Here is a 13480-nt window from a genome sequence, read left to right on the forward strand (position 1 = left end):
TCATGCCGGCGAACCTGATGGTATAGATGCCACCATGCAACTGTTTCGTGATTTAGCCTTAAAACGAATTGCGATACCGCAAAATGTAGTAATCATAGCAATACCGGTTTATAATATTGGTGGTTTATTGAACAGAAACTCAACTTCCAGAGCCAACCAAAACGGTCCGGAAACATACGGGTTTAGAGGCAATGCCAGGAACTTCGACTTGAATCGCGACTTCATCAAAAGCGATACCCGAAATACCCAAGCTTTTGCCCAAATCTTCCATCATTTTTTCTGTCCCGATATTTTTATTGACAACCACGTTAGTAATGGTGCCGACTATCAGTACAAACTTACCTACATCATGACCGAACCCCAACGATTGGGTCATACATTAGGTGAATTTATCAAAACGGAAATGACTCCGGCTATAGTGAAAGATTTACAATCGAAAAAAGTAGAAAGTACACCTTACGTTAATGTTTGGCAAGGCACACCGGCAGAAGGATTTGCACAATTTAGCGATACACCGCGGTATGCCACAGGTTATACTTCTTTATTTAATTCGCTCGGATATGTAGTGGAGACGCACATGCTGAAACCTTATGCAGAAAGAGTAAAAGTAACGTACGACTTTATGGTTTCGACCCTAAATTATGCTGAGAAAAATGTGAAGCTTATCCAAAATAAAAGAGTGGAAAACCTCAAGCAGTATCAGGTGGGCAACTCCTATCCTATCCAATGGAATATCGACAGTAGTAAAGTTGAAAAAATCAATTTCTTGGGGTATGTAGGCGATTACAAAAAAAGTGACGTTACTACCGGCCAACGATTGTACTACGACCGTAATAAACCTTACAACAAAGAGATTCCATTTTACGGCACTTACAAAGCGGTAAAAAATATCAAAATCCCAAAAGCTTATATCATTCCGCAAGGCCAATGGAAAGTGATCGATTTACTAACCAACAATCAATTAACTTACACTCGCCTAGAGAAAGACAGTATAATTTCAGTAGAAAGCTATCGTATAGCCGATTACAAAACCGCTAAAAATGCCTATGAAGGCCATTATCCGCATACGAACACTCAAGTCAGTGTGGCTAAAATCCAAGTGAAATTCAGGAAAGGTGATTACATTTTCACTATGCAACAAGCCGGTGTGAAATACTTATTGGAGACTTTAGAACCCGAAGCGGTGGACAGCTTTTTCAATTGGAACTTTTTTGATACCATACTCCAACAAAAAGAAGGTTATTCCGATTATGTATTTGAAGATACTGCTGCGGAATACTTAAAACAACAACCGGAACTCAGAGCACAATTGGCACAAAAAATAAAAGAAGACAAAGCCTTTGCCGATAATCCGGAAGCGCAATTGGAATGGATTTACAAAAATTCGCCTTGGTATGAAAACGCACATTTACAATATCCGGTTTATAGAATTGTAGATTAATCTAATCACCATAAGCTCAGAAACTGACCACTGAACACTGCCAACTGAATACTACTTCAACAGTTTCTCCTCTTCAAACAACAACTTGATATTCTCATAAGAGTTTTTCAAAGCTTCTTTAATTTGCTCCGGGTTAAGCCAAGCTACTTTTTCAATCCCTTCATTGGCTTGTGGTTTGGGTGTACCTGAAAAATCAGTGCGCATTTCGTACCAATGAGTGACTTTGAGTTTGTATTTACCACTGCGTTTAAAAACGTGATAAGTTTTTTGGAGTTTGTGGGTGATTTTTAAATTGGTTACACCGGTTTCTTCTTCTACCTCGCGTATAGCAGTGTCTTCAATTTCTTCCCCTTTTTCAATGCCACCTTTGGGTAAATCCCATTTTCCGTTTCTGAAAATGAACAAAACGTCTCCTGACTTGTTGTAAACCAATCCGCCTCCGGCTTTACAAACGGGAATTTTTTCCTTGACTTTTTTGAGTATGGCTTTTTCATCCGGATAGTACAAATAAGCTTTTTGGATTTTGTTTTGGAACATTTTGATGATGACTTGCTCAATATCAACACTTTCCAATAAAAACAACTGAAAATCGGTTTCCTTGGCTACTTCGTTGGTCAAAAAAAGTGGTTTATCGTTGACAAAAACTTTATACATTTGTACTATGATTTTTAATAAAGATACAGCCGAAAAAACAGCCGAATTGCTTTTACAAATAAATGCAATTAAATTGAATCCTAAAAATCCTTTTACATGGGCTTCGGGTTGGCACTCTCCTATTTATTGTGACAACCGATTAATCTTATCATTTCCCGCCATTAGAAATTTTGTCAGAGAAGAATTTGCAAAGCATATTGAGAAAGAATTTGGCAAACCCGATGTGATTGCCGGCGTGGCTACCGGTGCTATCGGTATCGGAATGTTAGTGGCCGAATATATGGGATTGCCATTTGTATATGTTCGCCCCGAACCTAAAAAACACGGAAGACAAAACCAAGTGGAAGGCTTTTTACAAAAAGGACAAAACGTGGTAGTCGTTGAAGATTTAATCAGCACCGGTAACAGTAGTTTAATGGCTGTTGAAGCTTTAAAAGAAGCCGGCGCACAGGTTAAAGGTATGGTTGCCATTTTTACATACGGTTTTGATGTCGCTGTGGAAAATTTCAAAAATGCCAAGGTAGAGTTAAATACTTTAGCCGATTACGAACATTTATTACATTTGGCCGTTGCCAAAAATTATATCACTGAAAAAGAATTAGCTACGTTACAAGAATGGCGCAAAAGTCCGTCGACTTGGAATGTTTAAAAAATAAGAACAAAAAGTAAAGAAAATAGAGTATTGAATATTAATAAGAGAAACGTTTATTCTCTGTATTCTATTTTCTATCTTTCTTTTCTCAAAAAAAAATAAAAAATGAACTTAGAAAGCCCGAAAGTTACTGTAGAAAAATCAGCAGAATATTTGTTTAACGCTTTGTCTGACGTAAAAAACTACGAAAAATTAATGCCCGAAAATATTGCCAAATTTGAAGTATTGGGTGACGATATTTTTAATTTCGGTTTAAAAGGCATGCCCGAAATCAAGTTGCGATTAAAAGAAGGAAATCCTCACTCTAAAGTCAATTTGGCTGCAGCCAGCGACAAATTACCGTTTACGTTAACGGCTAATTTGGAGTCGGTTTCAGAAGCATCAACTTCAGTGCAATTGCAGTTTGAAGGCGACTTTAACCCAATGATGGCCATGATGATTAAAGGTCCTATTTCTAAGTTTATCGAGACTTTGGCTCAAAACATGAATAAGTTATAAGAAGAATTTTAATTCTATAACAATAAAAAAAGCTACTGAAGAAGTAGCTTTTTTTATTACTTGACCGTTGTCAATCGCTTATCAATGATTCTTTCCATGTAATCTTGGTAAAATACTTTACAGCGCAACTCAATTTCATTCATCTCGGCATTGCGGTGTTGGATTAAATTCTTTTCCATGCCTTTATCTTCCTTGTCGTAAAATCCGATGGCTTTCTTTCCGTCAAAAGTACAAATGTAATTGCCGCACATGTATTGGTAAACTTTAGCACTGTGCTTAATTACAAATGGTGGTACTCTTTTTTCACTAAGCAAACTTCTTCCCCAACTTCTGAAGGGCTTTTGGTAACCAATCATATCCAGCAAAGTTGGATAAATATCAATCTGCTGGGCAAAATCGTCATTCACCCCAACGTATTTTTGATTGGGTGTAAAAAATAAAATCGGCACTGTGTTTCGGTTGAATTCTTTTCGGTATTCATCATAAGCAATAGTGTTACCATGATCGGCTACCAAAACAAAAATGGTGTTGTTGTACCAAGGTTGCTTTCGGGCTTCTTCAAAAAATCGCTTCAAAGCGTAATCGGTATAGCCAATACACTGGTTAATATTCACTTTTCCCTTAGGGAATTTCCCCTCATATTTCTCCGGAATTTTATAGGGTTCATGAGAAGAAACAGAAAACAATGTCGCCATAAACGGCTCTTTCTTTTGGGTCAGCGTTTTGTTAAAATACTGAAAAAACGGTTCATCCCAAATGCCCCAAACCCCATCAAAATCAGCGTCGTTGTTGTATTCGTTTTTACCGTAATAATGGTCAAATCCTAAAATATTACCGAATCCTAAAAAACCCATCGAACCATTGGGTGCGCCATGAAAAAAAGATGTATTGTAGCCTACTTGCTCCAAAGTAGAAACCAAAGATTCAATTTTTTGCTTGGCGTAAGGCGAAGATGTGAAGGCATTTTTAAAAGACGGGATTCCGGCCAAAACCGAAGACATGCCGTGAATAGATTTCCATCCGTTAGTATGAGCATTTGTAAAGATTAAACTGTGTTGCGCCAAAGAATCTACAAAAGGTGTATAACTCTGATAATCGGGGATTTTGGTGTCCTTATTAAAAGCACCACTATACTCACGGGCAAAACTCTCCAAAATAAAAATTACAATATTGGGTTTGGTAGGCGGATTATTTTTGTACTGTTTGATAGGAATCAACAAACTATCGACTTTAGCTTTAGAAGCAAAATTCACTTTTTTAAAAGTATTGGTATTCCAAGTTCGGATAATAGCAAAAGGCGTATTCAATACAATATCCGCTTGTCCGGAATTTTGAACATAACGACTGGCATCAATCATATTGATGGGACGTGTACTCTTCTTAAAATCGCCTCGAATTCCTCCAACACAAAGTGTAATTATGATTAAAAAACTGGCAGTTGATACGGCAAAATACTTAAAGGTTGGTTTTTCAATAACCGGCTTGATATTGGTTTTTTTGTAGAGTAAAATCCAAATGTAAGCAAGTGCAAAGAACAATAAAAAAACATGCCAGTAATTCAGTAAAAAGTTGAGCAGCAATTCGGATTTATTGTTTTCGTTTTCCAGGGTATCCAAAGAAGCTCTAGTGCTTCGGCTAAAGGTATATCGATAATAAATAAAGTCGATAAAATTGGCCGAATACATCAATAAATTAGTCCCAAAATACAAGTAGAATAAGATCTTTTGAAAAGATTTTCGGGTATTAATCACCAACGGAAAAACAGAAAACAATATAAACAAGGCATTGGTGTAAAGTATGGTTGTAGTATCAAAAGCCAAACCATGATAACACAATTTCAAAAAATCAGCAACACTGTCAACAGCAATCAAATTCTGATTGTACACATAAAATAATACACGTGCTATGAAATAAAAAAAGTAAGCCAACAACAATCTGAAGACCATTGTTTTATATTCTGAAAATCTTGGAAATTTTTTCATACAAAGTCTAAAATAAAACGATGCAAAACTACATATTTCAAGGCTATCTTGGCTAGATTTAAAATTAATATTGTGTTTAATAACAATAATCCTTAATTTGCATAAAAAATTATGTACGACAATGACTGAAATCACACGCCTTTTTGATTTTGCCTACTATCAGCTTAAAAAAAACAATTTACCCAATTGTCTTGTTACCAAATATGACGGAAAATGGGTTGCCACTTCTACACAGGAATATATAGATAAAGCCAATGCCGTTTCAAGAGCGTTACTTAGACTAAACATCCAAAAAAACGATAAAATTGCCATCATTTCCTCGAACAATCGTACCGAATGGAATATTATGGATGTTGGGGTTTTACAAATCGGAGCACAAACAGTACCAATATATCCAACTATTTCCTCTGAAGATTATGCCTATATCTTAAATCATTCTGAATCCAAATATTGTTTTGTTTCAGATGAAGTGGTTTACCAAAAATTAATGGCGGTCAGATCAGAGTTACCGCTTTTGGAGGACATCTATTCTTTTAATGAAATTGAAGGTTGCAAAAACTGGCTGACACTTTTAGCTTTAGGTGAAGACCAAAGCAATCAAGATGTAGTGGAAGACCGAAAAAACAACGTACAACCCCAAGAATTAGCCACCATTATTTATACTTCGGGAACTACCGGAAAACCCAAAGGTGTGATGTTGTCACACAACAATATTGTTTCTAATGTATTAGACAGTTCACCAAGAATTCCTTTTGAAGAAGGAACCAGTGTGGCTTTGAGTTTCCTCCCGATTTGCCACATTTTTGAACGCGTCATTTTATACATTTACCAATACTATTCGGTTTCGATTTATTTTGCCGAATCGATAGAAAAACTGTCTGATAACATTAAAGAAGTGAAACCAACCGTATTCTCGGTAGTACCAAGATTATTGGAAAAAGTTTACGATAAAATCATCGCAAAAGGAGAAGACTTATCCGGTGTTAAAAAGAAATTATTCTTTTGGGCAATCGATTTAGGTTTGCGTTATGAACCTTACAGAGCCAACGGTTGGTGGTATGAATTCCAATTAAAAATCGCCAGAAAATTAATTTTCAGCAAATGGAAAGAAGGTTTAGGCGGAAATTTAAATGTGATGGTTTCGGGAAGTGCGGCTTTACAACACCGCTTGATCAGAGTATTTGCTGCTGCCGGAATGCCGGTAATGGAAGGCTATGGTCTAACGGAAACTTCTCCGGTAATCTCGGTGAACGACGAAAGAAACGGAGGTTTCCGTGTGGGCACTGTAGGTAGAGTGATTAATAAAGTTGAAGTCAAAATTGCCGAGGACGGCGAAATTTTATGCAAAGGACCCAACGTAATGATGGGCTATTACAAAGACCAACAATTGACAGATGAAGTCATTAAAAATGGCTATTTCCATACCGGAGATATTGGTGAAATAGACCCGGACGGCTTCTTAAAAATAACCGACCGTAAAAAAGAAATGTTCAAAACTTCGGGCGGAAAATACATTGCGCCTCAGTTGATTGAAAATGCAATGAAACAATCTTTATTCATTGAACAAATCATGGTAATTGGTGATGGTGAAAAAATGCCGGCCGCTTTTATACAACCGAGTTTTGACTTTATTAAAGAATGGGCTAAAAGAAAAAACATAGAGGTCGGTACAACCACTGCTGAAATTGCTTCAAATCCTGTAGTAATGGCCAGAGTTGAAAAAGAAGTGGAAAAAATCAATGAAAAATTCGGCAATTGGGAAAAAATAAAACGATTCGAACTAACACCTGATGTTTGGTCAATTGATGGCGGTCACCTTACACCTACACTAAAACTGAAGCGTAAAATGGTAATGGAAAAATACAAAGACTTGTACCAAAAAATATACGGTTAATTAAAATCAATACATTATGAAAATAAAACTATTGCTTTACTCATTGTTGTCATTTATTTTATTTTCAGGTTGTAAAGAAAATAAACCGCAAGATACTGTCAAAGAACAGTACCTCGACTTCTCTAAAAGAGATGATCAATTCACCGGTGGAATCAAAATGATACCCATAAAAACTCCGATTGGTGAGTTTAAAGTTTGGACAAAAAGAGTCGGCAATAATCCTAAAATCAAAGTGCTTTTACTGCATGGCGGTCCGGGTGGAACCCATGAGTTTTTTGAAAGCTTTGACGGCTATTTCCCTCAAGAGAGTATCGAGTACATCTATTATGATCAATTGGGTTCCTATTACAGTGACCAGCCTAATGATAATCGTTTGTGGACTACCGAACGCTTTGTAGAAGAAGTGGAACAGGTTCGCAAAGCTTTGAAGTTAGACAATACCAACTTTTATTTATTAGGGCAATCTTGGGGTGGAATTTTAGCCATGGAATACGCACTAAAATACCAAAAAAACCTAAAAGGATTGATCATCTCCAATATGATGGCCAGCGCTCCGGCTTACAATAAATATGCTGAAGAAGTTTTAGGGCCACAACTAGACCCGAAAGTATTCATGCAAATCAAAGAATTCGAGAAAAACAAAGACTATTCGAATCCGAAATACATGGAGTTATTGATGAACCATTACTACACCGAACACATTCTACGTTTTCCGGTTGCCGAATGGCCAGAGTCCATCAACAGAGCCTTTAAACATTTGAATCCGAATGTTTATGTATACATGCAAGGTCCTAGTGAATTTGGAATTACAGGCGACGCTACTTTAAAAAATTGGGACATTACAGCTAAATTAAAAACATTAACTGTTCCTACTTTGTCTATAGGAGCAAAATATGATACTATGGATCCTAAACACATGGAATGGATAGCCAACGAGGTCCAAAATGGGCGATTCTTATTTTGCCCTAACGGTAGTCATTGTTCCCAATATGATGACCAAGAACATTATTTCCCCGGAGTAATTCAGTTTCTTAAAGACGTGGACAACGGTACTTTTTCAAAAGTAAAAAGTTAATGAATTACCAAAAACGTTATTAACAATTCACTTTATTAAAAAGTTGATAATTAAACTCTTTATAAATTATTACATTCTCAATATATTAATATTTTTATTGTATTAACCAATAAAACTATTAATTATGAATGTAAAAAACTTTATTGTTGGAGGTATCGTTGGTGGTATAGCCGACTTTCTGTTGGGCTGGCTCATTTACGGAATGTTATTAAAAGACTATTTTCCCAAACCGGAAGGTTCCGGAGCAGAAAACGTAACTTTTATTTTCCTTGGATGCATGTGCTTTGGTTTTATGATGTCTTATATTTTTAATCAAGGCGAAGGCATCAGCAAATGTGTACCCGGAATTAAATTAGCTGCCGGGATTGCCTTTTTCATGTCACTCTCCATGAATTTCTTTTACGGAATGTACAGTGAAACCCTGAATTGGCAATTAATAGCTACTGATGTTTTATGTTCTATTGTAATAGCTTCGTTTGTCGGTGCCGTAATTGCAGTTGTAAACGGAAAAATGAAGTAAAAATTCTAATTAACTATAGGAAACGCTCGAGATTACTCGAGCGTTTTTTTTAGGTGTGAATTATACAACTAAAAAAAAGAATCTTACAAACGAAAGTTAATATAAATGACAACCTTTGAGGATTAACTGTTTGAAAATATTTAGTAATCCCTAAAAAAAATACAATGAACCTTAAACGAATTTTTGGAGCCATACTTACCGTACTCGGAATAGCCGGTCTAATCTATACTGCACAAGTTTTTTTAACCGCCACAGAAAACACAAGAGATATTAAAACACTGCTAATATACGGCATATTGGGATTACTCTTTTTTGTATCAGGAATCAGCTTGGTTAAAACGACCAAAGACGAATCTTAGCTGCTGTCTTTTATAACAACATCACCCAACACTTTTATTATTAATGATTTATCATATTATAAGGTGATAATCATTATAAAGTGACTACCTTTAACTGATACTATTTCATGATAATTTCTTTGTGAAATTTTATGTAACCATTACTCATCTATACATTAATCATGGACATAACAGAACTCGAAAAAGCAAAATCACACATTATCGTGGAAATCATTCAATACATTCCCAATGCTGTGGTTAGTAAAACGATCATTCGAAAAACAACCGGTAATATTACGGCATCTTCTTTTGATGCCGGAGAAGAACTTCAGGAAAAAACATCTCCTTATGACAATTATATACAAATTATTGACGGTGCTGCTGAGATTACTATAAAAAACCTAAAGCACAAACTCACCTTGGGAGAAGGCATCATCATACCCGCTCACGCCCGTCATAGTTTTAACGCCAACGAACAATTCAAAATGATTTCAACCATAATCAAAAGCGGCTACGAAGATTAAAAAGGTTTGCTATACCGCAATGGTATCATAACAACCCAAAAAAAACAACCGCAGTGCTCGCAACCGTACCCAGGTACCTAAAAAATGACCCGCCAAAAATGAAATTATACATTAAATATATGGTCAGTCTGCGTTGCAAAATGTTAGTCAAAGAGGAATTGAAAAGTTTAGGTCTCCACTACACTACCGTTGAGCTTGGCGTGGTAGAAATCAGAGAAGACATCACAACGGAAAAGCGGGAAAAATTAAAAACAGCTTTATTGGCTTCGGGTTTGGAATTAATGGATGACAAAAAAGCCATGCTGATTGAAAAAGTAAAAATTGTCATCACCGAAATGATTCATTATAACGAGGAATTGCCTAAAGTGAACTACTCCGAATACATCAGTAAAATCATGGGGTATGATTACACCTACCTAGCCAATATTTTTTCGGAAGTAAAAGGAATCACCATCGAACATTACATCATAGCACATAAAATTGAAAAAGTAAAAGAACTATTACTCTATGATGAACTCAATCTCACCGAAATCTCCTATCGGATGAATTACAGTAGCGTGGCGCATTTGTCTTCTCAATTTAAAAAAGTTACCGGTTTAACACCAACCTTCTTTAAAAAACTAAAAGATAAAAAACGCAAATCGCTCGACGAAGTGTGAATTATGTAAATTATTTCTAAAGTTTTACAATAGCGCTTCAACAAAATTATAAACCTTTGACAGAACCTTGTCAAACAATTGCCATTTGAAACTTTACATCAAATATATGGTCAGTAATCGTTGTAAAATGATGGTAAAAGAAGAACTCAAAAAGATTGGTTTGCATTTTATCATAGTCGATTTGGGCGTGGTAGAAATCATGGAAAACATCACGGCTGAAAAACGATTGCTTTTAAAGTCCAATCTGCTCGAATCAGGACTTGAACTCATGGATGACAAAAAAACTATATTGGGCAATATCCTTCAAAGATTTATCAAATAAATTGGTACCATGAAAGGTTTCATCTCTACTCACAATGCTGAATTCAATAGAACAGAAAAACAAAATCTGATTAGGCTCGCTTATAGTATTTTGTTCTTAATGTCCTATTTAGCGTTAAGAGGTATCATCAATTTCAGTCACTTTTTTACCGTTTCTCCTTACCCTCAAAACCACAAATCATTCCATTGAGTAGTCGTTTTAATTTAAAACATTTACATTCAATATCTTTTTTGCGGTTATTCCATTTACTAAATTTTGATTTTCTTAATCACAGTGAACAAATCAGTTGAAACAAACAAACATTTGCTTTCAACATATACTTTTTGCACAAAATCAATCCTTTAAATTGATTCCTTAAAGGTGTTACCAACACAACAGAATTACCGGATACTATAGCATGATAAAAGAGTATACAATTAATAACTGTTCACTTTTCGGGGTAAATGCATTTTTTTTTAAAATAGTATGCGTGCATAATATATTTTTATTATCTTTGAATTCAGAACGAAAACGTTTTAGTTCAAATTTAGGTATGAAAGATAAAACTATAGATTATATTCTTCGCGCTACTTGGCAAGCTGTTGCCCGTATGTACAACGAAGAAGCTTCCAAATTTGAAGGCTCAATGGCTATAGGTTTTGCGCTGTTGAGCATCGATAAAGAAGAAGGAACACCCTCAACTTTTATCAGTTCCCGTATGGGTATGGAAGCCACCAGTTTAACCAGAACGCTAAAAACCCTGGAAGAAAAAGGACTAATCATACGAAAAAAAAACCCCGAAGACGGTCGTGGCGTACTTATATACTTAACCGACTTAGGAAAGCAAATGAGAGAACAGTCTAAAATAACCGTATTAAAGTTCAATGAAGTGGTAAAACAAAATGTTTCCGAAGAAAAACTACAGCACTTTATGGAAGTAGCTGATACGATTAATGATTTGATTTCAGAGAAGAAAATATATTAATAGTTGTAGGTTCTAAGTTGAAAGTCCTTAAACAATACACAACTTAGAAAGTGCAACTCAGAACATATAACTTACAACTTACAACAAGAAAAAATGAAACGAACAATTAAAAAAGTGGCAGTCGTAGGTTCCGGAATCATGGGTTCTGGTATTGCTTGCCATTTTGCTAACATTGGAGTTGAAGTTTTGCTTTTGGACATTGTCCCAAATGCCTTAACCGAAACCGAAGAAAAGAAAGGATTGACACTCGACAGTAAAGTCGTTCGCAACCGATTGGTGAATGATCATTTAGCCAATGCCTTGAAATCGAACCCATCGCCTATTTACAGCCAGAAGTTCGCTAGTAGAATTACTACAGGTAACACTACAGATGACATGGCTAAAATTGCCCAATGCGATTGGATTATCGAAGTGGTAGTGGAACGCTTAGACATCAAGAAATTGGTTTTCGAGCAAATCGATAAATACCGTAAACCGGGAACGCTTGTAACCTCAAACACTTCAGGTATTCCCATCAAATTTATGAGCGAAGGCCGAAGCGATGATTTTCAAGCGCATTTTTGCGGAACGCATTTTTTCAATCCGGCGCGCTATTTAAAATTATTCGAAATCATTCCGGGACCCAAAACATCATCAGAGGTTTTAGACTTCTTATTTGACTACGGTTCAAAATTTTTAGGTAAAACTTCGGTCGTGGCCAAAGACACACCGGCATTCATAGGAAACCGTATCGGGATTTTTGGCATCCAGAGTTTGTTTCATTTGGTTAAAGAAATGGACTTAACCATCGAAGAAGTGGATAAATTAACCGGACCTGTAATTGGTCGACCAAAATCGGCTACTTTCAGAACGGTTGATGTGGTTGGTTTAGATACTTTGGTACACGTAGCGAACGGAATTTATGAAAATTGTCCAAACGACGAAGCACACGACTTATTCAAATTGCCTGATTTCATCAACAAAATGATGGAAAACAAATGGCTCGGTAGCAAAACCGGTCAGGGTTTCTATAAAAAAGAAGGCAAAGAGATTTTGTCCCTCGATTTAAATACTCTGGAATACCGAGCTGCCAAAAAAGCCTCTTTTGGTACTTTAGAATTGACCAAAACTATTGATAAACCAATCGATAGATTCAAGATTCTGGTTAAAGGAAAAGACAAAGCAGGAGAATTCTACAGAAAGAACTTCTCGGCTATGTTTGCCTATGTGTCCAATAGAGTTCCGGAAATCACAGACGACTTCTACAAAATAGACGACGCCATGAAAGCCGGATTCGGTTGGGAAAACGGACCTTTCGAAATTTGGGATGTCATTGGAGTACAAAAAGGAATTGAACTCATGGAAGCCGAAGGGTTAAAACCGGCTGCTTGGGTTGGTGAAATGATTGCCTCAGGCAACAATAGCTTTTACACCGTTAAAGAAGGGTCAACTTATTATTACAACAGCCAAACCAAATCACAAAGCAAAGTACCGGGACAAGACAGTTTTATTATCTTAAACAACATTCGCGAAAGCAAAAAAGTTTGGAGCAATAGCGGTGCTGTGATTCATGATTTAGGTGATGGTATCTTAAACCTTGAATTCCAGTCGAAAATGAATACCATTGGAGGTGATGTTTTAGTGGGAATCAACAAAGCCATCGACCTAGCCGAAAAACAATACAACGGATTGGTAATAGGTAACCAAGGCGCTAATTTCTCTGTCGGTGCCAATATCGGAATGATTTTCATGATGGCGGTCGAACAAGAATATGACGAACTAAACATGGCCATCAAAATGTTCCAAGACACCATGATGCGTTGTCGCTACTCTTCTATTCCGGTAATTGTCGCACCACACGGTATGACATTGGGCGGTGGTTGCGAAATGACCATGCATGCTGATAAAGTAGTTGCTGCGGCAGAAACTTATATCGGTTTGGTAGAATTTGGTGTCGGCGTAATTCCGGGAGGTGGCG

At 36.4% G+C, this 13480-nt stretch carries 14 protein-coding genes; 12 read left to right on the top strand and 2 right to left on the bottom strand.

Annotated features, from left to right (window positions below):
* Positions 1 to 1441: hypothetical protein (locus ACIQ32_RS08925; protein ID WP_396195341.1), on the top strand; the 1441-nt coding region annotated here is incomplete at its 5' end.
* Positions 1442 to 1492: 51 nt separating this feature from the next.
* On the opposite strand, the gene ACIQ32_RS08930 is transcribed toward ACIQ32_RS08925, so the two are convergent.
* Positions 1493 to 2095: an NUDIX hydrolase gene (locus tag ACIQ32_RS08930; RefSeq protein ID WP_396195342.1), complete on the bottom strand. Its 603-nt coding sequence runs from the start codon at positions 2093 to 2095 to the stop codon at positions 1493 to 1495.
* A gap of 7 nt (positions 2096 to 2102) precedes the next feature.
* On the opposite strand from ACIQ32_RS08930, the gene pyrE reads away from it, so the two are divergent.
* Positions 2103 to 2744, top strand: coding sequence for an orotate phosphoribosyltransferase (gene pyrE, locus ACIQ32_RS08935; protein WP_396195343.1), 642 nt, complete (start codon positions 2103 to 2105; stop codon positions 2742 to 2744).
* 108 nt (positions 2745 to 2852) lie between these two features.
* Complete coding sequence (locus ACIQ32_RS08940; RefSeq protein ID WP_396195344.1) at positions 2853 to 3245, top strand: SRPBCC family protein; 393 nt, start codon at positions 2853 to 2855, stop codon at positions 3243 to 3245.
* Between the two features lie 56 nt (positions 3246 to 3301).
* On the opposite strand, the gene ACIQ32_RS08945 is transcribed toward ACIQ32_RS08940, so the two are convergent.
* A complete protein-coding gene (locus ACIQ32_RS08945; protein WP_396195345.1) occupies positions 3302 to 5227 on the bottom strand; it encodes an LTA synthase family protein in 1926 nt (641 codons plus the stop codon).
* Between the two features lie 121 nt (positions 5228 to 5348).
* Here ACIQ32_RS08945 and ACIQ32_RS08950 point away from each other — a divergent pair, with 121 nt between their 5' ends.
* The 9 genes from ACIQ32_RS08950 to ACIQ32_RS08990 form a co-directional block, all read left to right on the top strand.
* On the top strand, positions 5349 to 7121 hold the full coding sequence (locus ACIQ32_RS08950; RefSeq protein WP_396195346.1) for an AMP-dependent synthetase/ligase: 1773 nt from the start codon (positions 5349 to 5351) through the stop codon (positions 7119 to 7121).
* 16 nt (positions 7122 to 7137) lie between these two features.
* Positions 7138 to 8196, top strand: a complete 1059-nt coding sequence (locus ACIQ32_RS08955) for a proline iminopeptidase-family hydrolase (protein ID WP_396195347.1) — start codon at positions 7138 to 7140, stop codon at positions 8194 to 8196.
* Positions 8197 to 8320: 124 nt separating this feature from the next.
* Complete coding sequence (locus ACIQ32_RS08960) at positions 8321 to 8716, top strand: hypothetical protein (protein WP_396195348.1); 396 nt, start codon at positions 8321 to 8323, stop codon at positions 8714 to 8716.
* A 164-nt stretch (positions 8717 to 8880) separates the two neighbouring features.
* Positions 8881 to 9075 carry a hypothetical protein gene (locus ACIQ32_RS08965; RefSeq protein WP_396195349.1) on the top strand — a complete coding sequence of 65 codons (195 nt, stop codon included), beginning with the start codon at positions 8881 to 8883 and terminating at the stop codon, positions 9073 to 9075.
* A gap of 161 nt (positions 9076 to 9236) precedes the next feature.
* Entirely contained in the window at positions 9237 to 9578 is a 342-nt protein-coding gene (locus ACIQ32_RS08970; protein WP_396195350.1) for a cupin domain-containing protein, read from the top strand.
* Between the two features lie 98 nt (positions 9579 to 9676).
* On the top strand, positions 9677 to 10237 hold the full coding sequence (locus ACIQ32_RS08975; protein WP_396195351.1) for a helix-turn-helix domain-containing protein: 561 nt from the start codon (positions 9677 to 9679) through the stop codon (positions 10235 to 10237).
* Positions 10238 to 10322: 85 nt separating this feature from the next.
* Positions 10323 to 10559 (top strand): hypothetical protein, encoded by a 237-nt coding sequence (locus tag ACIQ32_RS08980; protein WP_396195352.1) that lies wholly within the window; start codon positions 10323 to 10325, stop codon positions 10557 to 10559.
* A gap of 532 nt (positions 10560 to 11091) precedes the next feature.
* Positions 11092 to 11523 (top strand): MarR family winged helix-turn-helix transcriptional regulator, encoded by a 432-nt coding sequence (locus ACIQ32_RS08985; RefSeq protein WP_396195353.1) that lies wholly within the window; start codon positions 11092 to 11094, stop codon positions 11521 to 11523.
* A 93-nt stretch (positions 11524 to 11616) separates the two neighbouring features.
* On the top strand, positions 11617 to 13480 hold a 1864-nt coding region (locus tag ACIQ32_RS08990), incomplete at its 3' end, for a 3-hydroxyacyl-CoA dehydrogenase NAD-binding domain-containing protein (RefSeq protein ID WP_396195354.1).

Source organism: Flavobacterium sp. (genome assembly GCF_044373165.1).
Classification (GTDB): Bacteria; Bacteroidota; Bacteroidia; order Flavobacteriales; family Flavobacteriaceae; genus Flavobacterium.

Excerpts from the sequence above, each read along its gene's own strand:
- ACIQ32_RS08945 (WP_396195345.1), bottom strand. The coding sequence starts at position 5,227 with ATGAAAAAATTTCCAAGATTTTCAGAATATAAAACAATGGTCTTCAGA.
- pyrE (WP_396195343.1), top strand. The coding sequence starts at position 2,103 with ATGATTTTTAATAAAGATACAGCCGAAAAAACAGCCGAATTGCTTTTA.
- ACIQ32_RS08950 (WP_396195346.1), top strand. The coding sequence starts at position 5,349 with ATGACTGAAATCACACGCCTTTTTGATTTTGCCTACTATCAGCTTAAA.
- ACIQ32_RS08930 (WP_396195342.1), bottom strand. The coding sequence starts at position 2,095 with ATGTATAAAGTTTTTGTCAACGATAAACCACTTTTTTTGACCAACGAA.
- ACIQ32_RS08955 (WP_396195347.1), top strand. The coding sequence starts at position 7,138 with ATGAAAATAAAACTATTGCTTTACTCATTGTTGTCATTTATTTTATTT.
- ACIQ32_RS08975 (WP_396195351.1), top strand. The coding sequence starts at position 9,677 with ATGAAATTATACATTAAATATATGGTCAGTCTGCGTTGCAAAATGTTA.
- ACIQ32_RS08960 (WP_396195348.1), top strand. The coding sequence starts at position 8,321 with ATGAATGTAAAAAACTTTATTGTTGGAGGTATCGTTGGTGGTATAGCC.
- ACIQ32_RS08940 (WP_396195344.1), top strand. The coding sequence starts at position 2,853 with ATGAACTTAGAAAGCCCGAAAGTTACTGTAGAAAAATCAGCAGAATAT.
- ACIQ32_RS08970 (WP_396195350.1), top strand. The coding sequence starts at position 9,237 with ATGGACATAACAGAACTCGAAAAAGCAAAATCACACATTATCGTGGAA.
- ACIQ32_RS08985 (WP_396195353.1), top strand. The coding sequence starts at position 11,092 with ATGAAAGATAAAACTATAGATTATATTCTTCGCGCTACTTGGCAAGCT.
- ACIQ32_RS08965 (WP_396195349.1), top strand. The coding sequence starts at position 8,881 with ATGAACCTTAAACGAATTTTTGGAGCCATACTTACCGTACTCGGAATA.